Below are 26812 nucleotides of genomic sequence, written 5' to 3'. Positions count from 1 at the left end.
CTGAAGTTACCGGATAACGAGACAATTTCACACGGTTAGGGCTAAATCGGCTTCCCCAGCAACTGTTCCACATTCTTCAGGAAACGGGTAGGGCGGCTGCCAGCAATAATTCTGTGACGGCTCTTTGACTTAATCTCAGGAAATTGATAATTATATTCAAAACCAGCGGATTCCCGCTGGAATGTTTGGGCCCGTCCCGGTGCAGCACAGGTGGTGAGGATGCCGGTCGTAATTCCAGCAAGACGAAAGCGAACGGTCCAGATGCTGGCTGCCCTATGGGGAGTGCTGGGACTTCTGGCCGTGGTGGGGACGGTACGTCCGGCATGGGCAATCCGCTACATGTCCGATGAGGAAGCCGTGCATTTCGCCCTCGGTGAGGGGGTGGAGGTTACCGCCGAAAGCCGGACTATTGATGCCGAGCTGGCGGCCCGGCTTTTCGAGTTTACAGGTTTGGGCGTGGAGCCCGGCGAGACAGTGACCGTCCGGGTGGGGCGTGATCCGGAAACCGGCGAACTGGCCGGATACGCCTGGTTGCTCACGGAAAAGACCCGTTTCCGGCCGATTACCTTCATTGTGGGGGTAAGCCCTGCCGGTGAAATCACGCGCACGGCGGTGGTGGTATACCGCGAACCCAGAGGTGAACAGGTAAAGGCTCGCCGGTTCAACGCGCAGTATGAGGGTAAGACTATTGACGACGAACTGAGAGTCGGCAGGTCGATCCGCTCCGTATCGGGAGCGACGGTTTCGGCGGAGGTGATGACAGGGGGAGTGAAGAAGGCTCTGCTTCTCACCCAGGAGATGTTTCTCAAGGCGGCCCCCCGGTACCGGGCAGGAACAACCGTCACGGGAGAAACGAAAGGAACCGTCCAGTGAAAAAGTCCTTTCACCGCCGCGACTTTCTGGGACTTGCTGCAAGCGCAGGGGTTTGCGCAATTGCGGCCCGTCCCTTCCGGCTGCTGGCGGCGGCTGAAATCACCGGAGAAGTGGTTGCCCGTGCCGATCAGGTGATGGGAACCATCGCCGAAATATTCATTCGCCACCCGGACCGGAGATTTGCCGTACGAGCCGCCGAGGCGGCTCTCGATGCGCTCCGTGCCGTGGACAGGGGACTGTCACACTTTTCTGATACGAGCGACGTGGGACGGCTCGCTCTTGCCAATGGAAGCTGGACGGATGTTTCTGCCGGATTCATCGAGATATCTGGTATGAGTGCACGTCTGAACCGTTCGAGCGGCGGGGCTTTCGATCCGGCCGCCGGGGCGGCGGTAAGGCTGTGGAAGGCCGCCGCCCGCCGTGGTGCCGAGCCTTATTCGGCAGAGATCGCCGCGCAACCGGTGGGTTTTGACCATCTGGAACTGGAAACCGCGAACCGGCGGGCGCGCCTTACGAACCCGCAGGTCCGGCTGGACTTTGGTGCCATCGGGAAAGGCTACGGCGCAGACCGCGCGGCGGAAGCGCTGAAATCCCTTGGGGTGGAAAGCGCGCTGGTTGCCGTGAGCGGCGACATCCGTGTTGTGGGCCGGCTGCCGGTTCAGGAAGTGGCGATACAGGATCCGCACGACCCGGACGGCAGCCTTGCAGTGCTGGAACTGGATGATGCGGCTGTTTCAACTTCGGGCGACTACGAACAGGGCCTGTGGTTCGGAAAAAAACGCCGGTCGCACCTTATTGACCCGCGCACGAAGGAACCAGTCGCGGCTCCCCCGGCCAGCGTCACTGTCATCGCGCCGGTGGCCGCTGAAGCCGATGCGCTTTCCAGCGCGGTATTCGTGATGGGTGCGGCCCGCGGCCTGGAACTGATCGGATCGCTTCCCGGCCGGGAGCTTCTGGTTGCCGACGCATCGCTTCCCGGCGGCCGGGTCATGACGCCGGGGTTTGCCCGCTATCTCCGTCCGGAGCCTCGCCGGTGAATCCTTCCGGCAAGCGCCCGCCGGTGGTTCACTACCGGCTGGGGCGGGCCTCGCCGGCCATCAAGGTGCTCACAACGGGTGCGTTGGTTCTGACTCTTATCGGCATCATCATCACATTCTTCTTCGCCCACAAGCAGAACGGGCTCAGTATCGAGGGGCTTACGGCCCATTATGCCGGCGGTGACGAACTGGCGGAGGGAACCCAGCTCTACTTCGCCATTGATTACGAAACCCTTCTGCGGATCACCCATGTTCACGCGTTCGGCATGGGGATGCTGCTCTATATCTACGGGCACATGCTGACGCTCACGGCCCGGAGCGAGCGGTTCAAGGTCTGGGTAATCGCGGCGATGTTCGGCGGGCTGGCGGCGTTTCTCGCAAGCCTGTGGCTGATCCGGTACCTGTCGCCGGTGTTTGGCGTGCTGTTTCTGGCCGGGTTTCTTGCTGCCTTGGGCGGGCTTGCGGTCACGGCGTGGTGCGTTCTGTGGGAAACCTGGTTCGCTGGCGAAAAAGGTGAATACCGCCCGCCAGTCACCGGGTAATATCGTCTAAATATCTGTAATTACAGCTAATTATTATTTTCTGTTGCGGGTAACTGGAACGATCGCTACAGTAGTGCTGTAACGGTCGTTCCAGAGGGGCGGAACGAAATCAGCCGGAAACAGGAGTACCAGGCATGGGAGCCAGCACTTCAGAAGCCAAAGCGGCCGAGATCGACCTCGACCACATCCTGGAGGCCACGCGCAAGGGACAGTGGGACGTCCACGATTTCGACTGGTCCCGTCCGCTGGAGGGCGCTGAAGGCCTGTCGAAGCAGGAGTTGCGCGATGCGGCGCTGATGATCGTCTTCACGGCGGGACTTGAGCGCCAGGCTGCCCGGATATTCGCCCTGTGCGCCGACTACGTGGACGATCCGCGCGCCAAGGCAATCTACCGTCTGTTTGAGCGGGACGAGACCCGCCACGCCGACGCCGAGATGCTGATGGCCAAGCGGTACGGCGTCGGCTGGAAGGATCTGCCGCTCTCCGTGCGGATCATGTTCCGGTACCTCCGGGGCAATTTTGATAACCCCACCAGGGATTTGTATGAATTCACCAGCTCGCAGATCATCCTGTTCGAGATTGGTCTTGATGCGATCCTGATACCAGCTCTCAAGACCATGATGAACGATCCGCTGCAGGCAGAGGTGTTCCGCCGGATCGACATCGATGAATCCCGTCATCTCGCCATGGACTACTGGCTGCTGGAGCGGACGGGGCGCAGCATCGCCTCCATCAATCCGGGCGGAAAGCTGACGGCGAAGGATATTCCCACAGTGGCAGCGGGACTGGCCCGTTCATGGAGGAGGATCATGACCGGCCTGGTGCTGTTGCCAATGGGATTCACGACCATGTTCCGTCACGCACGTACCATGTCGCGGCGCATGGTCCAGCCAGAGCGGCAGGAGAAATACTGGAACCGGGTGAGGGCAGTGCCGGACCGGGCGCCTCACGCCATGAACATTCCCCAGTACCGCATGGGTGTGAACTTCCAGAAGCAGATCATGCGCTACAACCAGCGCATGATGATGGAATCGTCCGCGTGAAGCCGCCCCTTTCCAGGCCGCTTCGCCCCAAGCCGTTCCAGCGCCGGTCGTCCAGTTCCCGCGAGCGCGTCCTTCATGCGGCCGAGCATCTTTTTTCACGAAAAGGGTACGCGGCGACCTCGGTGGACGAGATCGCCGCCAGCGCGAAGGCGTCGCCATCGTCGATTTACTGGCACTTCAAGGGTGGCAAGGATGACATCCTTCTCGCCGTGATCGAGGAAAGCACCTCGACCTATGTGGACCATGTGCTTGAGGAAGTCCGCGCCGGCCGGACACTCGGAGAGCGGTTCGAGATCTTCCTTAATTCCGTCGAGCGCCAGATGACCCATTCGCCCGAAACCCTGCGGGTACTGCACCAGCTTGCCATGGAACGTTCGGAAGAGGATGGCCGCGTGCGCCAGCGGCTCCGGGGAATCTATCGCCGGTACCGGGATGCCATCGTCCGGGAGATCGTCCGTGAATATCCGGGTGCAGACCCCGCCATGATACGCCATGCGGCCACTATGATGATTGCCGTCTATGAGGGCATATTCTTCCAGTGGCAGCTCGACCCGGAAGAGGTCGACCTCCGGGTCTGCTTCCAGATGCTCAGGATGTTCCGGCCGGGTGCCAATGGGCCGTTGCCCAGGCCCTCCTGATGCTAGGCAGCCGTCCAGCCGCCATCCACGTGAACGATGCTGCCCGTAACGTATGATGAGGCGTCGCTGGCCAGATAGAGTGCCGACGAGATGATCTCATCGGCATTGCCGAACCGGCGCATCGGAGTCCGGCGGACAATGTAGTCGTAGGTCTTTTCGGCGTTTCGGGCCTCGGAGGCCAGTTCCGTGTCGAAATAGGCGGGCGCGATGCAGTTGACCCGCACATTGAACTTGGCCCATTCGGTTCCCAGCACGCGGGTGAACTGTTCGATGGCCCCCTTGGTGACACAATAGGGGGAGGCGCCGCTCATGGCGGTGCGGCCGAGCACGCTGCCGATCATGATGACCGACCCCTGCTTGCGGGCGGTCATGTGCTTCCCGATGGAGCGCGTCAGCCGTACGATGCCGAACAGGTTGATGTCGAAAATCCTGCGCCACTCCTCATCAGTGGATTCCAGGAAACGAACCGAACTGCTGTAACCGGCGTTGTTGACGAGGATATCCACCTGCTGCTTCCAGCCGAGAGCCGCTTCCGCCAGCCGGTCATTGCCTTCATTCGTGCCCAGGTCGGCAGGGACGACAAGGGCTTCGGCGCCGTCTGCGCGCACTTCCGCCGCGACTGCATCAAGTGCCTCTTTTCCTCTCGAAGCCAGCACGACTGCCGCTCCAGCGTGGGCAAGGCCCAGAGCCATGCTGCGTCCGAGGCCCCGGCTCGCTCCGGTGACAACAGCTACTTTTCCGGTGAGGTCGAAGTAGTTTTTCTTCGCGGTCATTGGAATCAGCGGTCCTTGAACTCGGGATTCTTCTTTTGCGCCCAGGCAGCGGCGGCCATCATGAAATCCTGTGTTTGCAGGGCGAGAACCTGGTTGCGGTTCTCGATGGCGACGGTCTCCTCCAGCGAGAGCCCTCCCTGGGCGAGGTTGATCGCCTCCTTGGTGATGCGGAGACCGAACGGGCTCGCGTGGGTAATCATTTCACCGGCAAGGCCGAGGGCGGTGTCGAGCAGCTTGTCGCCGGGTACGACACGGCTCACGACCCCTGTACGAAGCGCCTCGTCGGCATCCACGAACCGGCCGGTGTACATCAGTTCGGCAGCGAGCGCCGGCCCCAGCAGTTTCGGGAGGAAGTAGCTGGAGGCCATTTCTGCCCCGCCGATCCCGAGCCGCGTGAAGGCGCAGTTGAACTTCGCCTCCGGCGCGCAGATCCGCAGGTCGCAGGCCAGCACGAGCGAGAACCCGCCCCCGGCGGCCGGGCCGTTCACGGCGGCAATCACCGGCTGGGGAATCTGGCGGAGTTTCAGGATCAGCTGTCCGTAAGCCTGCTGCATCCGGTATTTGTCCTGGATGGGTCCCAGGCCTGGCTCCCACTCCTTCTGCTCGCCTGAAGCGGCGGCCTTGAGATCGGCCCCGGCACAGAACCCCTTGCCTGAACCGGTCAGAATAACCACGCGGGAAGCCGGATCCCCCATCAAATCATCCAACGCCTTGTGGAGATCACGCATGAGCGCAAACGACAGCGCATTGTAGCGGTCGGGACGGTCGAGCGTCACGACCGCAATGTGCGGCTTGGGTTTTTCGATTTTGACGAAATTCATGCCCACTCCTTCTCGCGGCGGTAGCGTTCGGGAAGCCCTGTCAGCCCGTTCATCTCCTGGAAGGTGAGCATCCGGCGGGCAAATGCGGACGTTACACCCTTCTTCGCCAGAGTCCCATACACATCCTGAAGTGCCTTCGCAGCGGCGAGAAGCCCGGCCACCGGCATCACGACGATCTGGTACCCCGACTTGTGGAGCCGCTTGTAAGGCTGGAGTGGTGTCTTGCCGTTCTCCACCATGTTGGCGACAAGCGGCACCTGACGGGAAATGCTCTTCCGGATCCGGGCCATCTCGGCCGCCGACTGGGGGGCCTCGATGAACACGGCGTCCGCTCCCGCCTCGGCGAACGCCTGCCCCCGGCGAATGGCCTCGTCCAGTCCCACGGCCGCCCGTGCGTCGGTGCGGGCGGTGATGTGGAAAGGTGCCTTGCCCCGGGCGGCCAGAGCGGCGCGGAGCTTCGGCAGGTATTCCTCAAGCGGAACCACCTTTTTCCCTTCCATGTGGCCGCACCGCTTGGGCCACACCTGGTCCTCGAGGAAGCAGCCGGCCGCGCCCACGTTGATGAGATCGCGGACGACGCGCTCGACGTTGAAAGCGTTGCCGTAACCGGTATCTATGTCGACGATGACGGGAATCGTGACTGATGCACAGATCCGGCGGGCAGCGTCGACAATCTCCGCGTGACCGATGAAGCCGAAGTCCGGCTCCCCCAGCGCGGCGGCCGAAAGCGAATATCCGCTGACGAATGCCGCCTGAAAACCGGCCCGTTCGGCGAGCCGGGCCGAAAGGGCGTCATAGACACCAGGGAGCGGCAGGGGGTTCCCGGTGGCGATGAGACCGGTGATCGAGTGCCGCCTCGCGGGCGCAGGTTTCCGGGAGCGCTTCATCAGTCCAGATGGCCCGTCAGGTTTTTGGGCGAGAAGACCGTCTTGATCTGGGCTTCCGTCAGGATCTTCTGCTCACGGATGAGATCGAAGACGCTCCGGTTTTCCTTGACCGACTGCTTGGCGATCTCGGCCGCCCGGAGGTAGCCGATGAACGGGTTCAGCATCGTGGCGAGCGAGGGGTTCATGCCAAGGTAACCCTCGCAGCGCGCCTTCTGGGCCTCGATGCCTTCCAGGCAGGAGGCCTCGAACTGTGGCAGGTAGTTGATGAGGATTTCGAACGAGAACAGCAGTTCAAACGCCATGAGCGGCATCATGACGTTCAGTTCCAGCTGTCCTGCCTGCACTGCATATGAAATCGCCGTGTCGGCGCCAAGTACATGGAAGCAGACCATGTTGAGGCATTCGGCCATGACGGGGTTCACCTTGCCCGGCATGATCGAGGAGCCCGGCTGGACGGCGGGAAGACGGATCTCGTCGAACCCCGTCGTGGGGCCAGAGCAGAGGAGCCGGAGATCATTGGAGATTCGGGTCAGTTCCAGACACAGGTCGCGCAGGGCACCGGAAACGGCCGCGACCGGCTGCTGGGACTGGATGTGCTCGCGGGGATCGGCTGGTGGCCGGACGGGCAGGGACGTGAGCTTGGCGATGTTGGCAATCGCCTGTTTCTGGAATCCCTTGGGCGTATTCACGCCCGTTCCGACGGCGTTTCCGCCGATCGGGAGTTCATGGAGTTCCTCCAGTGCGAGCGCGAGCCGGCGGCGGGACCGCTTGAGCGCCGAGGCGTAGGCCCGGAACTCCTGTCCGAGCGTTACGGGCACCGCATCCTGGAGATGCGTGCGCCCTGACTTCATGATGTCTTTCCACTGGACTGCCTTGCGGTCGAACGCCTTGATGAGGCTGTCCAGTACCGGCAGCAGCCGCTCTCCCTGCATCAGCCCCGACAGGCGGAGCGCGGTCGGCATCGTGTCGTTGGTGGACTGGCCGAAGTTCGAATGGTCGTTCGGGGAGATCGTCTTGTAGTCGCCGCGCGGCTTGCCGGTGCGCTCCAGGGCGAGGTTGGCCAGAACCTCGTTCGTGTTCATGTTGAAACTGGTCCCGGCACCCGCCTGGAATACGTCGATGATAAAGTGCTCATGATGCCTGCCCGCGAGAACCTCGTCGGTGGCAGCGATAATCGCATCGGCCACCTTGGGCGGCATCCCCTTGTCCTTGAGCTGTTTGGCGGCGAGGACACAGCTCCGCTTGATCATGACATAGGCGCGGATGAGCTGTTCGTTGGCGGTGAGGCCCGACACCCGGAAGTTGTTGTAGCCCCGGAACGTCTGGACGCCGTACAGGGCCTCCACCGGAACCTGGACCTCGCCGAGCGAATCCTTTTCGGTCCGGGTCTTGCCTGTGAGCTTGAGGGCGACGGGTATTCCCGTGGCGGACTTGATGTTGAGCCGGGAGGTCTTGGCGGGTTTCTTGGCCATGATGCGGTGCAGGTTCCTTGTTCTGTGGTGTTGGGCGTTTCGCGGCCGGAGGGCCTGAAATGCGCGGCGAGCGTAGCCACGGGCGAGGGGGAATGAAAGCGCGCCAGACGCGAAACGGCCCCGGTGGTTCCGGGGCCGTTCGGGTTTGCCGTCTGGAGGCGCGGTCAGGCGCTGGCAGCGAGCTGGCAGGCGTCGCGGACGGTGCGGACACGGGAAGCCCGCTGGCTGTCGATCTCGACGCCGCAATCCTTTTCGATGGCGACGAGCAGTTCGATCAGGTCCAGATCCGAGCCCTTCAGGTCACGGCGGAGTTCCAGGTCCGGACGGATCTTGTCCGGCGCGACGTGGAACTTGCGGCTGATGATATCGATGATCTTCTCTTCCACCTGGTGCATGATTTCTCAAACCCCCTGCTGGTAGTGCAAAACCCCGCCTTCAGTCCGACTGGCCTTCAGGGCGAGGTTGCAACAAGCAGGTCGGGATGAAGCATAGTTCGTGCCGTGAACCGTCCCCGGTTGTAACAATAATAAGACAGTAATTTCAGCGAGTTATGTAGCCTGGAATTATCCACAATGGCAGTAGAGAACGGTTTTGAGAACACCGCTACGCAGTCGGGGTGCGTAATGGTGCGTAGTGGCCTTCGCACTCTCCTGGAGTAATCGGAAAGCCTTTTGGACCCGGCTTGATCCTCAATCCCAAGATGCCGTTCAGCCCCGGAAGTCAGATTTTCTTTGCGTTGTAAACGGCGGTCGAGAAGGCGGCTTCCACACCGTTCATGTCACGGATGACGCCCTTGACGGTGAAGTCCGAGCGGCCCTCGGTATCGAGGATCTTCTTGATCCGTTCGACTTCTTCCTCAGGGAAGGCGATCTCGCACAGGGCGTCGGTCTTGACAGGTTTCTTGAACTCGATGTTGAAGCTCTTCACCACAAGGCGGTATTTGCTGAGGTCAAAGGTGGCCGCGAGCATTGCTCCGCCGGTGATCTCGGCCAGCGTAAACAGCGATCCGGCATACATGATCTGGACGTGGTTCAGGTTCAGCTTGATCGGCATCTTGCCGACGGCCCGGCGGGGTTCCATCTCCTCGACGGTCATGCCGGCCCGTTCCACAAACGGGATGGTCTTCACAAGCATCTGCTTGAACTGCGGACTGATCTGCGGGGCTGGATTCTGCATGGGTTCCACTCCGGGCTGGGCTCCCGGCAGATGACCGGGGCGTCAGTCTGGGTAGCCCGGACTGACTGGCGAGTCAATTTCAGACATTGAACCGGAAGTGCATCACGTCGCCATCCTGGACAACGTATTCCTTGCCCTCGGTGGCCAGTTTCCCCGCCTCGCGGGCGCCGTGTTCGGACCCGGAGGCCACATAGTCCGCGTAGTGGATGACTTCGGCCCGGATGAACCCCCGCTCGAAGTCGGTGTGGATCCTCCCGGCCGCCTGCGGTGCCTTGCTGCCCGTCTTGACCGGCCAGGCGTGGACTTCCTTCTCGCCCACCGTGAAGAAGGTGATGAGGTCCAGAAGCTGATAGGTGGCCCGTATGAGACGGTTCAGTCCCGGTTCCTCCAGACCCAGATCGGCGAGGAACGCCAGCTTGTCGTCGCCTTCCAGTTCGGCGATCTCCGACTCGATCTTGCAGCAGATCAGGATGACGCCCGCCTTCCGCTTGGCGGCGATCGCTTTCAGCTTTTCCACGTGGGCATTGCCGTTTTTCAGCCCCGCCTCGTCCACGTTGGCCACGAACAGCACGGGCTTGGCCGTGATGAAGTGGCAGGCGCGGAACTCGCCGGTGAACTCGTCTGGAACAGCAATGGTCGAAGCCGGCTGACCCTTTTCCAGGGTATCCAGAACCAGCTTGAAGAAGTCCGACTCGGCCTTGAGCTTTGCATCGCCAGACTTCGCCTTGCCGGCTGCCCGCTCGTAACGCTTCTGGGCAGTGTCAAGATCGGCCAGTACCAGTTCGATTTCGATCACCTCGACATCGCGGGCGGGATCTACGTTTCCGTCCACGTGAATCACGTTGGGGTCTTCGAAACACCGGACGACATGGATGATGGCATCCACTTCGCGGATATGGCCGAGGAACTGGTTGCCGAGGCCCTCGCCCTTGGACGCTCCCTTCACGAGTCCGGCGATATCCACGAACTCGACGGTTGCGTTGATCACCTTCTGTGGCTTGGCCAGTTCGGTGAGCTTTCTGACCCGCGGATCGGGCACCTCGACGATGCCGTGGTTCGGCTCGATCGTGCAGAAAGGGTAGTTCTCGGCCTGAATGCCCGCCGCCGTCAGCGCGTTGAAAAGTGTCGACTTGCCGACGTTCGGGAGCCCCACAATGCCTGCCTGAAGTGCCATATGGTTTTCTCAAGACTCCTGTTTCAGTTTTTTCCGGGTCCGTTACTGCCCGGCGTGTTCGCCGCCGGAGCCGGGCTGCCGGGATCTGGCCGCCGGTTGAACTTCTCCTGCGCCCTGGCGAGTCCTTCCGTCAGGAGCGCGACTACCGCCTCTCCTGCGGCCTCGACGAGTGCGGTGACCCGCTCCGATTCATCAGCGGCGAATGGCTGGAGCACCCAGTCGACAACCTGCATCCGTGCATCCAGGGGCCGGCCCACTCCCATGCGGATGCGGTAGAAATCCTCGGTCCCGGTGTCGGCAACAATGCTGCGGAGTCCGTTGTGTCCGGCCACGCCGCCTCCCTGCTTGATCCGGATTCGCCCAAGGGGAAGGTCGATTTCGTCGTGGAGCACAACCATGTCTGCCGCCTTCAGCTTGTAGAACCGGCAGAACCCCGCGACACTCCGGCCCGACAGGTTCATGAACGTTTGCGGCTGGATGATCCAGGCCAGCTCACCGCCGATTTTAGCTTCCGCTGCGATCGCGTCGTATTTCTGGACTGGCCGTGAGGCGCCCAGCTTTTCAGCCAGACGCTCCACGGCCATGAAACCGACGTTGTGCCGCGTGTGCTGGTACTTGGGGCCAGGGTTTCCCAGCCCGACGATCAGCTTCATGCCAGAAGCAGCCCCTTACTCAGGGTTACTTCTTCTTGGCGGGGGCGGCCTTGGCGTCTGCGCCCTTGGCAGCGCCCGCCGCCGGGGCGGCAGCGCCAGCGGCTGGGGCGGCAGCACCCGCGGCTGCAGCGGCTCCACCCGCAGCGGCGGCGGCAGCAGCGGCTCCAGCGGCAGCAACTGCCTCTGCGGCCTGTGCCTCGGTCGGCTTCTCCTCGGCTTCCGGAGCAACAACGGCCGCGATCGTCCGCGCCGTGTGGTAGGCGTGGCGCACGCCTGCCGGGAAGGTGACATCGGACAGATGGAGGCTTCCGCCAATGCCCAGTTCCGTCACGTCGACCTCGAAGAAGGACGGGATGCGGTCCGGGAGGCACCACAGCTCGATCTTGTGCATGAGCAGCGTGAGGATACCGCCCTCCACGACGCCCTTGGACTTGCCGGTGACATGGACCGGCACCTCGACCTTCACCTCACGGTCCAGGGCAACTTCGAGGAAGTCCACATGGATCAGGTCCCGGGAGATCGGATCACGCTGGTAGTCCTTGAGCAGCACGAACTTGCCATCGACTGGCGTGCCGCCCTTCTCGGTCTTGAGCTGGAGCAGGGTGTTCTCCCGGCGCTCGGTCTTGATCGCAGCCAGCAGGTCCTTGGGATTGGTGGCCAGCGGCACCGGCTGGGCGCCGGGACCGTAGAAAATCCCAGGGATGAGGCTGGCCTGGCGGAGGCGGCGGTTGACGTTCTTGCCGCTCCCTTGGCGAATGGTGACGGTTACGGGTTGTGCTTGCGCGGACATATGGGTCTCCATGGTTTTAGGCCTGTTACGGGCGTTCCCTGCTGAACCCCGGTCCCGGCCAGATAAGACTGTTTCAGACGAAGAGCTGGCTGAGCGACTCTCCGTAGTAAATCCGTTTGATGGCTTCTCCGAGCAGTTCGGCCACGCTGAGCTGCTGGATCTTGCTGTTCGGGCCCGGTCCGTTCACCGGAATGGTGTCGGTGACGAGGACCTTCGTCAGTACGCTTTTCTCGATCCGCTCGATGGCCGGCGGCGAAAACACGCCGTGGGTGGCGGCCGCATAAACCGATTTCGCGCCCTTTTCATGCAGCACCTGGGCGGCGGCGCAGAGCGTTCCGGCGGTGTCAATGATGTCATCGATGATGATGGCATCCTTGCCCTCGACCTCGCCGATCACGTTCACGATTTCGGCGACATTGGGCATCGGGCGGCGCTTGTCAATGACCGCGAGCTGGGCGTCTACCCGCTTGGCGATGGCACGGGCGCGTTCGGTGCCGCCGGCATCCGGGGAGACGATCACCTGGTCCTTCAGGTTGAGGTCGGTGATCGCCCGGAGGAGGACCGGCGTGGCGAATACGTTATCGACGGGAATGTTGAAAAATCCCTGTATCTGGCCTGCGTGGAGGTCCATGGCCAGCACCCGGGTGGCACCGGCGGTCTGCAGCAGGTCGGCGACCAGCTTGGCGCTGATCGGTGTCCGGGGAGCGACCTTCCGGTCCTGACGGGCATACCCGTAATAGGGGATCACGGCCGTGATCGACGCGGCCGACGCCCGGCGCACGGCATCCATGATGATGAGCAGTTCCATCACCGCATCGTTCACCGGCGCGCAGGTGGACTGGACGATGAAGACATCCATGTTTCGGACGTTCTCGTCGATCTGGGCGAACACCTCGCCGTCGGCAAAACGGCGGATCGACGCACGGCCCAGCGGAATCCCGAGGTAGTTCGAGATTGCCTTGGCGAGCTGGGCGTTCGAGTTGCCCGTGAACAGTTTTATCTTGCCAACCTGCACCAGAGGTTCCTTGCCGGAGCTGAAAGGCCCCTTACGGCCTTGCGAATACTGCCACTTGTGGATCCGGGTGAGGGAATCGAACCCCCATTCACAGGATCAAAACCTGCTGTCCTACCATTAGACGAACCCGGAACTGTCGCCCCGGCAGCCGGGGCAAGACGTTTTACGGCCGGGCCGTCCCCCCGTCATGCTAAATGGCGGCGGGTGTCCAATTCCCACCCCACGGCCTGTTACCGGCCGCCTTGGGAACCCAGTGTCTAGTGTCCGCCTGTGGGGGCGTCAAGGACGCAGGTTTACGCAAGGACGCGGCCTGAACCCCGTTGACGGAGCTACCCGGTTTCTCTATATGTGAGGGCCTTGGCGGGAACGCCAGCCCGTTCATTCCGGGGTCATCTGGGCGATTAACTCAGCGGTAGAGTGCCACTTTCACACGGTGGAAGTCACAGGTTCGAATCCTGTATCGCCCACCAGTTTAATTAGTAATTACAAGTAGTTATGTTGAATGGCTCAGGGGGCGAGGCTCAGCCCGCGCAGCCCCTTGGCCGCCTCTTTGGCCAGGAATTCGTGCCCTTCATTGCTGGGAACGAAGTGGAACCTGTCGAGCCGAAGCATCCGTGTGTCCTGCATCCGGTAGTTCACAACGGGATCAATGACCGGCACGTTCCAGCGCCGGAACGTGGCTGCCATCTGGTCGTGAACGGGCAGGAGACTGTAGTTGGCGTCCTGTCCGAAGTCCGGGAGGATGAAAGCGACGAGGCGGCCGCCATTTGAGATGACCATTTCCCCGATCAGGTTCAGGGAACCGTCCAGCAGCCGTATGCCGGGTGAATCTGGCGAGCCACCGGCCGCCGCGAGGCGGCCGTTGCGGTTGCCGCTCTGCATGGCGGCCTGGCGCCCGCTGAGCAGCGCCCGCTCCAGCATGGTTCCCAGCCGCCACCAGGCGGGCCATCTGGCCGGATTGGGGTCCATCGTGTCCGGCGATTCCAGCAGCATCGCCGGGGAGACCGCCCACAGGATGATGTCCGGTTTGTCCGGCATGACCGAGGCGATGGTGGCGGCCGATCCGGCGGCATTCGCTCCGAGAAGTGCGCGGTTCATCACCTGGGCCCATCCGCCCAGTTCCTTTTCAAGCCCGACGGTCCACAGGTACTGGGTTTCAACGCCGGGCCCCCATGTCTCATCGCCCGAGAGCACTGCGATCCGGACCAGTTCCGGCACACGGGCGCCCAGCGGCGTCGGCGGCTGACGGAAACCCGCCGCATCGGTTTCGTACCATTCGGGATTCCGCTCCAGCACCCGGGTGCCGGCCCAGTCCACCTGACGGGCGGCATACTCCCCGATGAGGAGGCCGATGATGACAACGGCAAGGGCGAGCAGTGTGTTCTTCATAAGGACAAATGCAGTTTACCAGACGTCGCCATACAGTTCCCGTACGCGGCTGCGAAAGGCCATGAGTTCCTCCAGCAGGTCGAACGGACCCGACCGGGCGAGAATCTCCCGGCACCGGGTGATAAAGGCATCTTCCGCGGCGAGGGCCGGAGCGGCCTGCTGGTTTTCGAGGTATTCGGTCACCGTCCGTCGCGGAGTACCCGGGCCGGACGGGCAGCCCGAATGGCGGCTCTCGCCCAGCTTGAACCACCGCGAGCGGCCATCAGCCGTTGCGATCCGGGCATAGGGGAACAGGCGGCAGGCAAGTGGCCGGGCGGGATGCACGGCGCAGTGGCCATTCGGTTTCAGGAACGGACAGGAGCCGTCGGGAAGGAACTTCAGCTTGGCCACCGGGAGAAAACCGTTCCAGGCGGTGAACTCCCCGTACCGGGCCATGAAATCGCGGGGTGTGACCTGGAAGTGGGCGGCAATCTGCCTGAGGTCGTGATCGGTGAGCGGGACTTCAACATGGTGGCAGCAGCCGCCGCAGCCGCCACATTCGAAAGGAACTTTTTCGTCAGGCATGATCTCGCGGGCTTCGCCTGCGCGGTCCATGTCGAGGAGTTTCCGGGTGCGGATATCCATAGGGACGCACTCATACTACGGAGCTGCGGGATTGGCGACAGGCCTTCGGCCGTCAGGCGCAGGCGCGCAGGGGGTCCGGGTCCGTTGCCTCAAGGTAGTGAAGCGCCGGGTCCAGCTCGCTGAACCGTTTGAAGATGCCAAAGCCTGCTTCCGGAAGGATCGCCTTTGCCCAGTGCTTCAGGCGCGCCGTGATCTGGACCGGCGATGGTCCGCCCGGTCGGGAGAGACAGGCGCGGGCCAGTTCGATCAGGAACCGGTTGCCGGAATAGGGCCGCGTCGCGGCGAAGAAGAACGGATCGGCAATAACGCCGCGTCCGGCCATCACATGCTGCGTTCCGGTGGCCGCCCGGCACCGTCCGATGTCGGCAGGAACAAAAACATCGCCGTTGGCGACAAGTGGAAGTTTTACGCACTCCCTGACCCGCCGGATCCGTTCCCAGTCGGCGAACGGCTTGTACTGCTGCTCGCGGGTGCGGGCATGGAGCGTGAGCCAGGTGGCGCCAGCCCGCTCGATCTGCGGGGCATTGGTGAAAACATCGTCCGGACTGGCAAAGCCAAGGCGGATCTTGGCCGAAACAGGGGCTGCATCCGGCACCGCATCACGTACCGCGGCAACGATGGCATACAGGCGGTCCGGATAGCGAAGCAGGGCCGATCCCCCGTCGTGGCGGTTCACGCATCTGGCCGGGCAGCCGAAGTTGATGTCGATCGCCAGTGCTCCGAGCGCAGCCAGCCGGCGTGCGGTTTCAGCCATCAGCTTCGGATCGCCGCCCAGTATTTGTACGGATACCGGAGTGCCGGAAGGAGTGCGCCCGCCGCTGAGAAGCTCCGGGCATTCCTTCAGGAGCACCCGCTCGGGCAGGGGCGTTCCGGAGACCCGGACAAACTCGGTCGTGCAGTAGCTGATGCCGCCATACGAGGTGAGCAGGGCCCGCGCCGGGGCATCGGTGAGCCCGTCCATGGGGGCCAGCGTGACAGCGGCCGGTATCTGGTGGGGAAATCCCGTCATCCTGGGATGATATGTAGCCGGTCCGGTGCTTCCGGTCATATGCGTCCGGGGGCGGATAGGGCTAGACTGACGTTTCGGGAAGGAGTTTTCAGGGGAGTTGGGACTTGTCTTTGAATCGGTGTTCGCCGAGGTGGCCGCGATTCTGGCAATCGCGGCACTTGCCGGCTTTCTGGGCGTGCTGCTCCGCCAGCCGCTGATCGTCAGTTTCATCGCTGTCGGCATCATCGTCGGTCCGTCGGTGCTCGGCATCATGAACCGCCCGGAGCACCTTCACCTGCTGGCCGATATCGGCGTGTCGCTGCTGCTGTTTCTGGTCGGACTGAAACTCGACATCCAGCTCATTCGCACCCTGGGGCCGGTCGCCGTGGCGACCGGCATGGGGCAGGTGGCGTTCACCTCGATATTCGGATTCCTCATATGCATGGGGCTGGGCATGGACTGGGTGGCCAGCGCCTACGCGGCGGTGGCCCTGACGTTTTCGAGCACGATCATCGTCGTCAAGCTGCTTTCGGACAAGCGGGAGATCGATTCGCTGCATGGCCGGATCGCGCTCGGTTTCCTGATCGTTCAGGACCTGTTCGTCGTGGCCGCGATGGTCGTGCTCTCGGCGGTGGGAGCAGGCATCGGCGAGACGGCGCGAAGCCCGCTGATGACGGTTTTCAGCGGGATCATCCTGCTGGGAACCGTCTGGGTGATGATCCGCTATGTGGCCGAGCCGCTCCTGAAACGCATGGCCCAGACGCCGGAACTGATGGTGACGTTCGCCGTGGCATGGGCGGTCGTGCTGGCCGCCGTGAGCGGGTGGCTCGGCTTCGGCCGGGAACTGGGCGGCCTTCTGGGGGGAGTCTCGCTCGCCTCGACGTCGTTTCGTGATGCGGTCGGCTCGCGCCTGTCGGGAGTCAGGGATTTCCTGCTCCTGTTTTTCTTTATCGGTCTTGGGGCACATCTGGATCTTTCCGTGCTCGGCGCGCAGGTGTCACCTGCTATCGCGCTGTCGGCCTTCGTGCTGATTGGCAATCCCCTGATTGTCCTCGCGATCATGGGGTACATGGGCTACCGGCGGAGGACCGGATTCCTGGCGGGGCTCACAGTCGCACAGATCAGCGAGTTTTCCCTCATCTTCATGGCGATGGGTGTTTCGCTGGGCCATGTGGGACCGGAGGCGATGGGCCTGGTGACGCTCGTCGGGCTGGTGACGATTACCCTTTCCACCTACATGATCGTCTATTCGCATCCGCTATATGCGAAACTGGATCGCTTCCTGATCCCTTTCGAGCGGAAATACACGCACCGTGAGGAAGAGACTTCAACTGCCGGTGTTGGCGAGAATTATGATGTCATCCTGTTCGGGCTGGGGAGATATGGCGGAGCCATTGCCCGGGGACTGAGGGACCGTAACGTCTCCGTTCTGGGGATTGATTTTGATCCTGCCGTGGTGGATTCGTGGCGCGGCAAGGGCTGTCCGGTGATGTATGGGGATGCCGAGGATCCGGACTTTCCGCTGAGCCTGCCGTTCCGGGAGGCAAAATGGATCATTCTGGCCATTCCGCCCCGGCTGTCCGGCGTCACGCATACCGACTTCCGGCTGGTGCTGACGCACGAGTTCCGCCAGGCCGGTTTTACCGGAAAGATCGCCGTCACGAGCCATCTTCATTTTGATGCTGAACTGGTACTCTCGGAAGGGGCTGACGTGGCGCTGCTGCCCTACGAGGACGCGGCAGAGCGGGCGGTCGAACTGGTGCTGACGGTCTGAAAGGCGGGGCTTCTCAGCCCGTGTTGCCGTTGTTGCCGATCAGGCCCCGGCGGTGGAAACTCCAGACCGGACATTCGGAGCAGGTGAAGTTGGACCACTTCCTCTTGACGGCCGTGTCCAGGCATTCGTCGTAATTGTCACAATCGAGAAACCTGTGCTGATCGACGTCCTCGACGGCGAACTGCTGGCCGCACGGCATGGGCTTGAACATGGCCGCCCCGAAAATGCGGCCGCCCCGTACGGCCGATGCCGCTCCGTTCCCGTTGTCTTTCGACATAGTGGCCGTGTCCCTCACGCCATTCGCGGGCGAACCGTCGAATATGCCAAGAGGCTAATTGCCCGGAACCGCACCCGGCAAGGGCGGGAAGATGGGCGGCGCGAGCCGTTGCTTGACTTGGGATGCGCCGTGGGCTCAGCGGGTGAGCTGGAGGCGGGTGTCCTTGCTGAACCGGATCGGAAAGCTGCCGAAAGGTGTCCCGGCGGTAAAGGCACCCTGCAGGTTCAGGTCCACGTACCCCCGGAACAGTGTGGCGATACCGCCAAATCCGAGTTTCATCGTCTCCACATTGAAGTCGAACCGGATCACATCCGATTTCCCCGCTTCCAGCCGGATCGTCTGGTCGGGTTTCACGTGCGATACCTGCCGTCCGTAGATCGAGACGTCGAACTCCAGATCCTTGACGTCGATGTCGAACTCGTTGGGGTTGTATACCTGTACGGGCAGGGTGAGCAGCGGATTGGAGAGCGAGAACTGCCGTATCTGGAACCCGCCCGGCACCGGCTCGATCTCCGGTACACGGAACGCGGGGAACGTGCCCTGATAGCGGACCTTGAATTCCCGGCTGAGCGGCGAGGACATCTGGATCACGATCTGCAGGTCGTACGGAATCTGCCGCTGGCGAAGCTGGTCGGGGTCCGTCGCCGACCTGAGGTTGGACGAATAGAACCGGTCGCCGATTTCGTCCGGTATGTGGAGGGTGACGGGGAACGGGACCGATTCATGGTTCGGCAGCGGTATGGTCCGGTTGATCCGGTTCCGGTACAGCTCGAAGCCATCCACATCAAGACGGATATCCACGGCCCCCAGTTCCACGTCGAAGGCGGCCCGGTTGACGATGCCGAAGAGGATGTCGATCTTGACGTTGCCTTCCTGGTCGGCCTGGTACTCGAACCAGTCAACGCGGATTTCCGGCATCCGGAGCATCCAGTAAGCGGTACCAAGGATCGCCAGCAGCGCTGCCGCCGCGCCGCCGATCCAGATCGTCCGGCGGGTAACCCGGGGCGCGGGGGGATTTTTTTCCGGTTCGCTGCTCACTGGCGGGACTCCTCGACGCCGCGCCGGAGCTGCGCGACGAACCGGCCGACTTCTTTCACCATCCGGCGGCCTGAGCCGGACTGCCCGATGCGGGAGACGATGGCGCTTCCAACCACCACGGCATCGCCATGCCGGCCCACGGACCGGGCCTGCTCGCGGCTGCTGACGCCGAATCCCACGCCGACCGGAAGGCTGATGTGCCTGCGGATGGCGGCAAGTTTTTCCGGGAGATCCGCGGGAAGTCCCTGTCTCGCGCCCGTTACCCCGGTCACCTGAACGTAGTAGACAAAGCCGCTGGCCCGTTCGGCCACCAGCCGGATCCGCTCATCGGTCGAGGTCGGCGCCAGCAGGTAAATCAGGTTGAGCCCGGCCTGGTCGAGATAGGGCTTCAGTTCTCCAGCCTCTTCCGGCGGGAGATCCACAACCAGCACCCCGTCCGCCCCGGCATCGCGGGCCTCGCGGGCGAACTTCTCGGGACTGCGGGCGAAGATCGGGTTGTAGTAGCCGAACAGCACGATCGGGATCTGGCTGCGTCTGCGAACCTTCTTGACCAGTGCGAGCACTTTCGAGACGGTGGTCCCGGCGGCCAGCGCCCGCTCGCTGGAAGCCTGTATGGTGGGGCCGTCGGCGCTGGGGTCGGAAAACGGCATGCCCAGTTCGATGATGTCGGCACCCTGCTTTTCCAGTTCGTAGATGAGTGCCTCCGTTGTCGCGAGGCTGGGATCTCCGGCCGTGATGAAGGTAATCAGCGCGGGCCGGTTCTCGCCCTTCAGGCGGGCAAAACAGGTGTCGATCCGGGTGGTCATTTTCGCTTCGCAGATTTCCGGCGCGGGGACTTTCTGGACGAAGGCTTCCGGGCGGCAAGATAGTCCGTCACCGTCACCATGTCCTTGTCGCCGCGTCCAGACAGGTTCACGACGATGATGCTGTCCTTCGGGGTTCCGGGCGCACGCTTCGACAGATAGGCGATGGCGTGGGCGCTTTCCAGGGCCGGAATGATTCCCTCGGTGCCGGCGAGCAGCCTGACCCCGCCGATCGCCTCGTCGTCGGTGGCAGTGGCCACATTGAGCCGCCCCGTCTCGGCCATCGAGGCGAGCTCAGGCCCCACGCCGGGGTAGTCGAGGCCGGCGGAGATGGAGTGCGTCTCGGCCACCTGCCCGTCGGCATCCATCAGAAGATAGGTCTTGTTGCCGTGCAGGACGCCGACCTTGCCGCCGCTGATCGAAGCCGCATGCTTTCCTGACCGGATGCCGCTGCCGGCGGCCTCGACGCCCACCAGTTCCACCTCCGGGTGTTCGATGAAGGGCGCGAACAGGCCCATCGCATTCGATCCGCCTCCGACACAGGCAATGCACAGGTCCGGATACCGCCGCCCCTCGGCCGCTTCCAGCTGGTCCATCGTTTCGCGTCCGATCACGGACTGGAACTCCTTGACGAGGGACGGGTAGGGGTGCGGTCCCGCGACGGTACCGATTACATAGAAGGTGGTCCGGATGTTGGTGATCCAGTCGCGGAGCGCTTCATTCAGGGCGTCCTTCAGGGTCCGGGTTCCGCTCATCACCGGAACCACCTTCGCGCCGAGCAGTTCCATCCGGGCAACATTCAGCGACTGGCGGCGGGTATCTTCGAGTCCCATGTACACGATGCATTCCAGGCCGAAGAGCGCGCAGACGGTCGCGGTGGCGACGCCATGCTGGCCAGCGCCCGTTTCGGCGATGATTCGCTTCTTGCCCATCCGCCGGGCCAGCATCACCTGCCCCATGACGTTGTTGATCTTGTGCGCGCCGGTGTGGTTCAGATCCTCGCGCTTGAGATAGATCTTCCCGCCGCCGAGCTGCCGGGTGAGGCGCTCGGCGAAATAAAGCCGGGAGGGCCTCCCCACGTAGGTCTTCAGCCAGTGGTCCAGTTCCGTCCGGAACTCCGGATCATCCTTGTACTGGAGGAAGGCCGCTTCCAGCTCGTTCACGGCGGGCATCAGCGTTTCGGCGATATACTGGCCGCCAAAGACGCCGAAATGCCCCTTGGGTTTCAGCAGTTCGGCTGTGGAACGGGACGGCATGGAACGGGACTCCGTTAATGACATAGCCGGGGCGTTCTATATCAGCCGCTCGGCCCGAAGGATCCGGAACAGTTCAGCGATCTTCCGCGGATCTTTCTTTCCCGGCGAGGCTTCCACGCCGGAATTGACGTCTATGGCCCACGGATCGACCGCTTCCACGGCCTCTACAATGTTATCGGGGGCCAGTCCACCGGCAAGGATCAGGTGGCGCTTCTGCCGGGCGAGCCGGCTCCGTGCCGCCTTGGCGAGGCTTGCCGGTATCCGCGAGCCGGTCCCGCCCCGTGCCGTGCCGGACCAGCCATCCAGCAGCACCGGACCGGGGTACAGGTCCAGCCGGTCCAGTTCGCTCCGCGAGCGTATCTGGAGCGCCTTGTAGGCCCGGCGTCCCAGTTTTGTGACCAGTTCGGGCGGTTCGTCACCATGAAGCTGCGCCGCATCGAGTCCGGCGTCAGCGAGGGTATCCCGCACCTGCCGTTCGCCCGCATTCACAAACACCCCTACCGCCACGATGAAGGGTGGCAGGGCGTCCGCGATTTCGCGGGCCTGCTTCACGGTGACGGCGCGGGGGCTTCCGGGATGGAAGATCAGGCCGATGGCGTCCGCTCCGGCATGGACGGCTGCGAGCGCGTCCCCGGCGCTGGTGATCCCGCAGATCTTCACCTTCAGCGGGCGGCTGTGTGCGCGGCCGGATGACATTCTCCGAGGAGCCTCCGTAATTCGGCGCCGGGATCGGCGGCGCGCATGAATGTTTCGCCGATCAAAAAACCGCCCGCTCCGGCCGCGGCAAGCCGGTCGAGGTCGCTGCCCCTCGCCAGCCCGCTTTCGCTAAGCACGCGGGCGGACGCCGGTATTTTCGGGAGCAGCCGCTCCGTGACTGCGAGATCGGTATCAAACGTCTTCAGGTCGCGGTTGTTAATGCCGATGAACATGGCCCCGCCCGCCAGCGCCCGGTCCAGTTCGGTCTCGTCGTGGACTTCGACCAGAGTATCGAGCTTCCACTGGCGGGCTGTATCCATCAACAGACGGATATCGGCATCGGCGAGCATGGCAACGATCAGCAGGATGGCGCTGGCGCCAGCCGCCCGGGCCTCGATGACCTGATAGGGGTCGAACAGGAAATCCTTGCGAAGACAGGGAAGCCCGGACGCCTTTGCCGCGTCGGTCAGGTAGCCCAGACAGCCCTGGAAGAAATCCTCCTCCGTAAGTACCGACAGCCCCGCTGCCCCGGCGCTGGCGTATGAGCGGGCGAATCCGGCGGGGTCGAAGTCTTCGCGGAATACGCCCCTGGATGGCGAGGCTTTCTTGATCTCCGCCAGAATCGCCCGGCGGGCCGAATGGGGCGCGCTGGACACGGTTTCAAAGCAGGTCTCAAGGCGCGGTGGTACGGGCGTGGCGGCTGCCTGCGCTTCCATTTGTTGCTGCGGCACACGGGCTTTCGTTTCGGCGAGCCGGATGCGCCGCCGGGCAACAATACGGTCGAGGATGCTCTCAGCCACGGGATATCTCCGCGAGCTTCTCCAGGGTCCGCCCGGCGGCGCCCGAACTGATGGCCCCGGCAGCCAGTGCCATTCCCTGCTTGATGTCCTTCGACACGCCGCCCACCCACAGGGCAGCGGCGGCGTTTACAAGGACGCAGGTGGCTGCCGGGCCGGTTTCGGTCCCCGAAAGTATCCGCCGGGTGATTTCAGCATTGGCCTTCGGGTCGCCTCCGGCGAGGTCTTCCGGCTTGCAGTAGGGAAGTCCCAGCGCCTTGGGATCCAGCACCCCACCCCGGATTTCCCCGTCCGGTTCCAGGGAAACGAAGTCGGTTGGCGTGGTGAGCGTGATCTCATCGAGGCCATCGCGGCCGTGGACGATCATCGCCCGTTCGCAGCCCAGCTCCCGCAATGCCTGTGCAAAGAGATGCATCAGCTCCGGTGCATAGACACCGACAAGCTGCCGCCTTGCCCCGGCGGGGTTCGAAAGTGGCCCGGCGAGATTGAAAATGGTCTTTACCCCGAGCGATCTGCGTACCGGACCGACGGCCTTCATCACCGGGTGGTGGGCTGGAGCGAACAGGAAGCCGATGCCGATGGTTTCGACCGATTTGCGGACCCGTTCGGCGGAAGCGGCAGTATCCACGCCGAGGGCTTCCAGCACGTCGGCTGATCCGGATTTCGATGAGGCGGCCCGGTTGCCGTGCTTGGCGATCTTCGCCCCGGCGGCAGCGGCAAGAATGGCGGCCGTCGTCGAGATGTTGAACGTGCCCAGCCCGTCGCCGCCGGTGCCACAGGTGTCGATGAGCGGTGTCTCCACCCTTGGCTGGATCGTCACCATGCGTGACCTCAGAAACCGGACGACCGCTACCAGTTCCTCGACCGCCGCACCGCGGGCAGCGATACCCATCAGGAGGCCGCCGATCTTCTCGGGCAGCACCTCACCCCCGGCGATCTCGTTCAGCGCGGCGGTCAGCGTGGCTTCGTCCAGGGTTTCCCGGCGGGCGAGGGCCGATAGTGCATTGGCAACGGTCATTTGGCGGGCATGAATCCTTCCGCTGCCGGGTCATGCCGGACAGCATCCTCGCTTGTGGATAACCGCGGCAGGCCTTGCTTGACAGGAAACGGCCGGGACGGTAACCACCGCCCATGTTTGGTCTGAATTTTCTCTCCCGACAAGCCGCTGACCGAAGGGCCGGTCCCTGCGCCGTGCGGATCGCCGCCCGGAGGGGATATCTGCCATGACCCAGCCGCTCCCCGAGCATGCGCTTACCTTCGATGATGTCCTGCTGGTCCCGCAACACAGTGCGGTCCTCCCGTCCGGTGTGGATACCAGCACGCGGCTGGCGGGCGACGTTGTTCTTCATGTCCCGCTGATTTCGGCCGCGATGGATACCGTTACCGACAGCCGCATGGCCATCGGTATGGCGCGTGTGGGCGGCATGGGCGTGATCCACAAGAACTTTTCTCCGCAGAAGCAGGCCGCCGAAGTGGCCAAGGTGAAGAAGTCCGAATCGGTCGTCATCGAGGATCCGGTGACGCTCGGCCCGGACCAGACGATCGCCGAGGCCCGGGCGACCAGTTTGCGGCTGAATGTTTCCGGCTTCCCGGTGGTCAAGGGCGGCAAGGTGGTGGGAATACTCACCAACCGGGATATCCGGTTTGAAAGCCGCCCGAACGCCAGGGTGAGCGAGGTGATGACCTCAAAGGTGGTTACCGCTCCAGTCGGCACGAGCATGGAAAAGGCCCAGGAGATCATGCACCGCCACCGGATCGAGAAGCTCTTGGTAGTAGATGGTGAAAACCACCTGAAGGGCCTCATCACCGTCAAGGACATTACCAAGTCCAAGGCGTTCCCGAATGCCTGCAAGGATTCCCACGGCCGGTTCCGCGTGGCGGCGGCGATCGGCGTCGGCAACGACCGCGACGCCCGTGTCGAGGCGCTGGTCCATGCGGGCGTGGACATCATCTGCGTGGATACCGCCCATGGCCACTCGGAACGGGTGATTGAGACCGTGAAATGGGTGAAGGGCCGCTATCCGCAGATGCCGGTGATCGCCGGCAATGTGGCGACAGGCGAAGGCGTGCGGGCACTGGCCGGTGCCGGAGCGTCGGTGGTGAAAGTTGGCGTGGGGCCCGGCTCCATCTGCACGACCCGGGTCGTGGCGGGCGTCGGCGTTCCGCAGCTGACGGCTGTGATGGAATGCGCGGCTGCGGCCCGGGAAGCCGGGGTCACCATCATTTCTGACGGCGGGATCCGGTTTTCGGGCGACCTCGTCAAGGCGCTGGCTGCCGGTGCCGGGGCGGTGATGATCGGCTCGCTGTTCGCGGGAACCGAGGAGGCCCCCGGTGAAGTGGTCCTCTACCAGGGCCGTTCGTACAAGGTCTACCGCGGGATGGGCTCGCTGGGCGCCATGTCGGAGGGCTCGGCAGACCGCTACGCGCAGGATGATGTGGAGCCGGTGCAGGCCAAGTTCGTGCCGGAAGGTGTCGAGGGCCGGGTGCCCTACAAGGGGCCGCTCGCCGACAGCGTGTATCAGCTGGTCGGGGGACTCCGGTCCGGCATGGGGTACTTGGGAGCGCAGACGATCCCTGATCTCCAGAAGCGGGCGAAGTTCGTCCGGATATCCCCGGCGGGACTCCGTGAGAGCCACGTCCACGACATCATCATCACCCGCGAGCCGCCGAACTACCAGCTCGACTGAACCAAGCGAGGGAACTGAAGCCCCATGCCCGAATCTCCGGTCCCGTCCGACAGGATTCTTGTCCTCGATTTCGGTTCGCAGGTCACGCAGCTGATCGCCCGCCGGGTGCGCGAGATGCAGGTCTACTGCGCTATCCAGCCGTTCAACTACCCGCTGGCGAAGATACGGGAGCTCAACCCCCGGGGTATCATCCTGTCCGGTTCGCCCGCATCGGTTTACCAGGAGGGCGCGCCCACCATTGACCCGGAGATTTTCCGCCTTGGTGTCCCCATTCTGGGCATCTGTTACGGGCTCCAGCTCACGACGCAGCTCCTGGGCGGACGTGTCGCCCGGAGCGACAAGCGTGAGTTTGGGCGTGCCACGCTGGTGGTGGACGAGCCTTCAGCCCTCTTTGAAGGGCTGCCGAAGGAACAGACGGTCTGGATGAGCCACGGCGACAAGGTGGAAGCCCTCCCCAAGGGGTTCCGCCCCATCGCCCATTCGGACAATACGCCGCTGGCGGTGGTGGCGAACGAAAGCAATACGGTTTACGGCGTCCAGTTCCATCCCGAAGTGGTTCATTCCCAGTTCGGCCGGGAACTGCTCGGCAACTTCGTGCATCGCGTCTGCGGCGTCGGGTCAAACTGGACGATGGGATCGTTCATCGAGAACGAGATCGCCGACATCCGCCGCAAGGTGGGTCAGGGCCGGGTGCTCTGTGCCCTGTCGGGCGGGGTGGATTCGGCTGTCGCCGCTGCGCTGGTCCACCGTGCAGTGGGGCCGCAACTGACCTGCGTGTTCGTCAACAACGGCGTGCTCCGCCAGGGCGAGGCGGACAAGGTGAGATCGGTGTTCACCAGCGATGTGAAGCTGAATCTCGTCTACGTCGATGCGAGCGATCTGTTTCTGGACCGCCTCAAGGGCGTGATTGACCCGGAGCGCAAGCGCAAGATCATCGGCAACACCTTCCTCGACGTGTTCGAGGAGGAGTCGCGGAAGCTCGGCACGGTGGAATACCTTGTGCAGGGGACGCTTTATCCGGACGTGATCGAGTCAGTATCGGTGCGCGGGCCTGCATCCGTCATCAAGAGCCATCACAACGTGGGCGGACTGCCCGAGAAGATGAACCTGAAGCTGATCGAGCCGCTGCGCGAGCTGTTCAAGGACGAAGTGCGCGCCCTGGGGAAAGAACTCGGGTTGCCCTCATTTGTGATCGAGCGGCAGCCGTTTCCCGGTCCCGGTCTCGCCATCCGGGTACTCGGCGAGGTGACACGCGAACGTGTTGAAATCCTTCAGAAAGCGGACTCCATCCTGCTTGAGGAAATCCGCAAGGCAGGACTCTACCGGCAGGTGTGGCAGAGTTTTGCGGTCCTGCTGCCGGTGCAGAGCGTGGGAGTCATGGGTGACGAGCGAACCTACGAGAATGTTTGTGCAATCCGGGCAGTGACCAGCGATGACGGAATGACCGCAGACTGGGCGCGGCTTCCTTACGAGTTGCTTGGGACGGCAAGTAACCGGATAATCAACGAGGTGCGGGGCATTAACCGGGTGGTGTACGACATTTCGTCCAAGCCGCCCGCCACGATTGAGTGGGAATAAGGACCGTCTGA

General features: G+C 63.1%; 28 protein-coding genes and 2 tRNA genes. 9 read left to right on the top strand and 21 right to left on the bottom strand.

Annotated features, from left to right (window positions below; all coding sequences use genetic code 11):
• Nucleotides 1–219 precede the first annotated feature (219 nt).
• From KIT79_12325 to KIT79_12305, 5 genes are all read left to right on the top strand, one after another.
• Nucleotides 220–873 carry an FMN-binding protein gene (locus tag KIT79_12325; GenBank protein ID MCW5830087.1) on the top strand — a complete coding sequence of 218 codons (654 nt, stop codon included), beginning with the start codon at nucleotides 220–222 and terminating at the stop codon, nucleotides 871–873.
• Entirely contained in the window at nucleotides 870–1910 is a 1041-nt protein-coding gene (locus KIT79_12320; protein ID MCW5830086.1) for an FAD:protein FMN transferase, read from the top strand. Before KIT79_12325 ends, KIT79_12320 begins: the two co-directional genes overlap by 4 nt.
• Nucleotides 1907–2452, top strand: a complete 546-nt coding sequence (locus KIT79_12315) for a hypothetical protein (protein ID MCW5830085.1) — start codon at nucleotides 1907–1909, stop codon at nucleotides 2450–2452. Before KIT79_12320 ends, KIT79_12315 begins: the two co-directional genes overlap by 4 nt.
• Nucleotides 2453–2586: 134 nt before the next feature.
• On the top strand, nucleotides 2587–3495 hold the full coding sequence (locus KIT79_12310) for a hypothetical protein (protein MCW5830084.1): 909 nt from the start codon (nucleotides 2587–2589) through the stop codon (nucleotides 3493–3495).
• Nucleotides 3492–4133 (top strand): helix-turn-helix transcriptional regulator, encoded by a 642-nt coding sequence (locus tag KIT79_12305; protein ID MCW5830083.1) that lies wholly within the window; start codon nucleotides 3492–3494, stop codon nucleotides 4131–4133. Before KIT79_12310 ends, KIT79_12305 begins: the two co-directional genes overlap by 4 nt.
• A 2-nt stretch (nucleotides 4134–4135) precedes the next feature.
• Here the strand turns inward: KIT79_12305 and KIT79_12300 are convergent, their stop codons facing one another.
• From KIT79_12300 to KIT79_12250, 11 genes are all read right to left on the bottom strand, one after another.
• Entirely contained in the window at nucleotides 4136–4906 is a 771-nt protein-coding gene (locus KIT79_12300; protein ID MCW5830082.1) for a glucose 1-dehydrogenase, read from the bottom strand.
• A 5-nt stretch (nucleotides 4907–4911) separates the two neighbouring features.
• Nucleotides 4912–5727: an enoyl-CoA hydratase/isomerase family protein gene (locus KIT79_12295; protein ID MCW5830081.1), complete on the bottom strand. Its 816-nt coding sequence runs from the start codon at nucleotides 5725–5727 to the stop codon at nucleotides 4912–4914.
• The gene (locus KIT79_12290) at nucleotides 5724–6614 is read right to left on the bottom strand and encodes an oxaloacetate decarboxylase (protein ID MCW5830080.1); all 891 of its coding nucleotides are present in this window, start codon (nucleotides 6612–6614) and stop codon (nucleotides 5724–5726) included. Before KIT79_12290 ends, KIT79_12295 begins: the two co-directional genes overlap by 4 nt.
• On the bottom strand, nucleotides 6614–8086 hold the full coding sequence (locus tag KIT79_12285; protein MCW5830079.1) for an aspartate ammonia-lyase: 1473 nt from the start codon (nucleotides 8084–8086) through the stop codon (nucleotides 6614–6616). The genes KIT79_12290 and KIT79_12285 overlap by 1 nt, the downstream gene beginning before the upstream one ends.
• 164 nt (nucleotides 8087–8250) lie before the next feature.
• Nucleotides 8251–8481 carry an acyl carrier protein gene (locus tag KIT79_12280; protein ID MCW5830078.1) on the bottom strand — a complete coding sequence of 77 codons (231 nt, stop codon included), beginning with the start codon at nucleotides 8479–8481 and terminating at the stop codon, nucleotides 8251–8253.
• Nucleotides 8482–8806: 325 nt separating this feature from the next.
• Nucleotides 8807–9262 carry a YiiD C-terminal domain-containing protein gene (locus KIT79_12275; GenBank protein ID MCW5830077.1) on the bottom strand — a complete coding sequence of 152 codons (456 nt, stop codon included), beginning with the start codon at nucleotides 9260–9262 and terminating at the stop codon, nucleotides 8807–8809.
• Nucleotides 9263–9341: 79 nt separating this feature from the next.
• Nucleotides 9342–10436, bottom strand: a complete 1095-nt coding sequence (ychF, locus tag KIT79_12270; GenBank protein ID MCW5830076.1) for a redox-regulated ATPase YchF — start codon at nucleotides 10434–10436, stop codon at nucleotides 9342–9344.
• A gap of 23 nt (nucleotides 10437–10459) precedes the next feature.
• The gene (gene pth, locus KIT79_12265) at nucleotides 10460–11089 is read right to left on the bottom strand and encodes an aminoacyl-tRNA hydrolase (GenBank protein ID MCW5830075.1); all 630 of its coding nucleotides are present in this window, start codon (nucleotides 11087–11089) and stop codon (nucleotides 10460–10462) included.
• Between the two features lie 25 nt (nucleotides 11090–11114).
• The gene (locus tag KIT79_12260; GenBank protein MCW5830074.1) at nucleotides 11115–11879 is read right to left on the bottom strand and encodes a 50S ribosomal protein L25; all 765 of its coding nucleotides are present in this window, start codon (nucleotides 11877–11879) and stop codon (nucleotides 11115–11117) included.
• Nucleotides 11880–11952: 73 nt separating this feature from the next.
• Nucleotides 11953–12894 (bottom strand): ribose-phosphate pyrophosphokinase, encoded by a 942-nt coding sequence (locus KIT79_12255; protein MCW5830073.1) that lies wholly within the window; start codon nucleotides 12892–12894, stop codon nucleotides 11953–11955.
• A 58-nt stretch (nucleotides 12895–12952) separates the two neighbouring features.
• Nucleotides 12953–13026 (bottom strand) — tRNA-Gln (locus tag KIT79_12250).
• A gap of 263 nt (nucleotides 13027–13289) precedes the next feature.
• On the opposite strand from KIT79_12250, the gene KIT79_12245 reads away from it, so the two are divergent.
• Nucleotides 13290–13364, top strand: a tRNA-Val gene (locus tag KIT79_12245).
• A 37-nt stretch (nucleotides 13365–13401) separates the two neighbouring features.
• Here KIT79_12245 and KIT79_12240 read toward each other — a convergent pair.
• Genes KIT79_12240 through KIT79_12230 form a run of 3 tightly spaced genes read right to left on the bottom strand, consistent with a single transcriptional unit; the run spans nucleotide 13402 to nucleotide 15916 of the window.
• Nucleotides 13402–14283, bottom strand: a complete 882-nt coding sequence (locus KIT79_12240; GenBank protein ID MCW5830072.1) for a hypothetical protein — start codon at nucleotides 14281–14283, stop codon at nucleotides 13402–13404.
• Between the two features lie 15 nt (nucleotides 14284–14298).
• Nucleotides 14299–14907, bottom strand: a complete 609-nt coding sequence (locus tag KIT79_12235) for a YkgJ family cysteine cluster protein (protein ID MCW5830071.1) — start codon at nucleotides 14905–14907, stop codon at nucleotides 14299–14301.
• Nucleotides 14908–14959: 52 nt separating this feature from the next.
• A complete protein-coding gene (locus KIT79_12230; protein MCW5830070.1) occupies nucleotides 14960–15916 on the bottom strand; it encodes a tRNA-dihydrouridine synthase family protein in 957 nt (318 codons plus the stop codon).
• Nucleotides 15917–16013: 97 nt separating this feature from the next.
• On the opposite strand from KIT79_12230, the gene KIT79_12225 reads away from it, so the two are divergent.
• Entirely contained in the window at nucleotides 16014–17669 is a 1656-nt protein-coding gene (locus tag KIT79_12225) for a cation:proton antiporter (protein ID MCW5830069.1), read from the top strand.
• Between the two features lie 13 nt (nucleotides 17670–17682).
• Here the strand turns inward: KIT79_12225 and KIT79_12220 are convergent, their stop codons facing one another.
• The 7 genes from KIT79_12220 to trpD form a co-directional block, all read right to left on the bottom strand.
• Entirely contained in the window at nucleotides 17683–17946 is a 264-nt protein-coding gene (locus KIT79_12220; protein ID MCW5830068.1) for a hypothetical protein, read from the bottom strand.
• A 135-nt stretch (nucleotides 17947–18081) separates the two neighbouring features.
• Nucleotides 18082–18984: an LEA type 2 family protein gene (locus KIT79_12215; GenBank protein ID MCW5830067.1), complete on the bottom strand. Its 903-nt coding sequence runs from the start codon at nucleotides 18982–18984 to the stop codon at nucleotides 18082–18084.
• Nucleotides 18981–19790: a tryptophan synthase subunit alpha gene (gene trpA / locus KIT79_12210; GenBank protein ID MCW5830066.1), complete on the bottom strand. Its 810-nt coding sequence runs from the start codon at nucleotides 19788–19790 to the stop codon at nucleotides 18981–18983. The genes KIT79_12215 and trpA overlap by 4 nt, the downstream gene beginning before the upstream one ends.
• Nucleotides 19787–21043, bottom strand: coding sequence for a tryptophan synthase subunit beta (gene trpB, locus KIT79_12205; protein MCW5830065.1), 1257 nt, complete (start codon nucleotides 21041–21043; stop codon nucleotides 19787–19789). Before trpB ends, trpA begins: the two co-directional genes overlap by 4 nt.
• Before the next feature lie 36 nt (nucleotides 21044–21079).
• Entirely contained in the window at nucleotides 21080–21739 is a 660-nt protein-coding gene (locus KIT79_12200; GenBank protein MCW5830064.1) for a phosphoribosylanthranilate isomerase, read from the bottom strand.
• On the bottom strand, nucleotides 21706–22539 hold the full coding sequence (trpC, locus tag KIT79_12195; protein ID MCW5830063.1) for an indole-3-glycerol phosphate synthase TrpC: 834 nt from the start codon (nucleotides 22537–22539) through the stop codon (nucleotides 21706–21708). The genes KIT79_12200 and trpC overlap by 34 nt, the downstream gene beginning before the upstream one ends.
• Nucleotides 22532–23554 (bottom strand): anthranilate phosphoribosyltransferase, encoded by a 1023-nt coding sequence (gene trpD, locus KIT79_12190; protein ID MCW5830062.1) that lies wholly within the window; start codon nucleotides 23552–23554, stop codon nucleotides 22532–22534. The genes trpC and trpD overlap by 8 nt, the downstream gene beginning before the upstream one ends.
• A 205-nt stretch (nucleotides 23555–23759) precedes the next feature.
• Here trpD and guaB point away from each other — a divergent pair, with 205 nt between their 5' ends.
• The gene (gene guaB, locus KIT79_12185; protein ID MCW5830061.1) at nucleotides 23760–25223 is read left to right on the top strand and encodes an IMP dehydrogenase; all 1464 of its coding nucleotides are present in this window, start codon (nucleotides 23760–23762) and stop codon (nucleotides 25221–25223) included.
• A gap of 24 nt (nucleotides 25224–25247) precedes the next feature.
• Complete coding sequence (gene guaA, locus KIT79_12180; protein ID MCW5830060.1) at nucleotides 25248–26801, top strand: glutamine-hydrolyzing GMP synthase; 1554 nt, start codon at nucleotides 25248–25250, stop codon at nucleotides 26799–26801.
• Nucleotides 26802–26812 lie beyond the last annotated feature (11 nt).

This window comes from Deltaproteobacteria bacterium (genome assembly GCA_026129095.1).
Classification (GTDB): Bacteria; JAGRBM01; JAGRBM01; order JAGRBM01; family JAHCIT01; genus JAHCIT01.
Note: the sequence above shows the minus strand (reverse complement) of the source record. Positions and strands in the feature narration are given on the sequence as shown.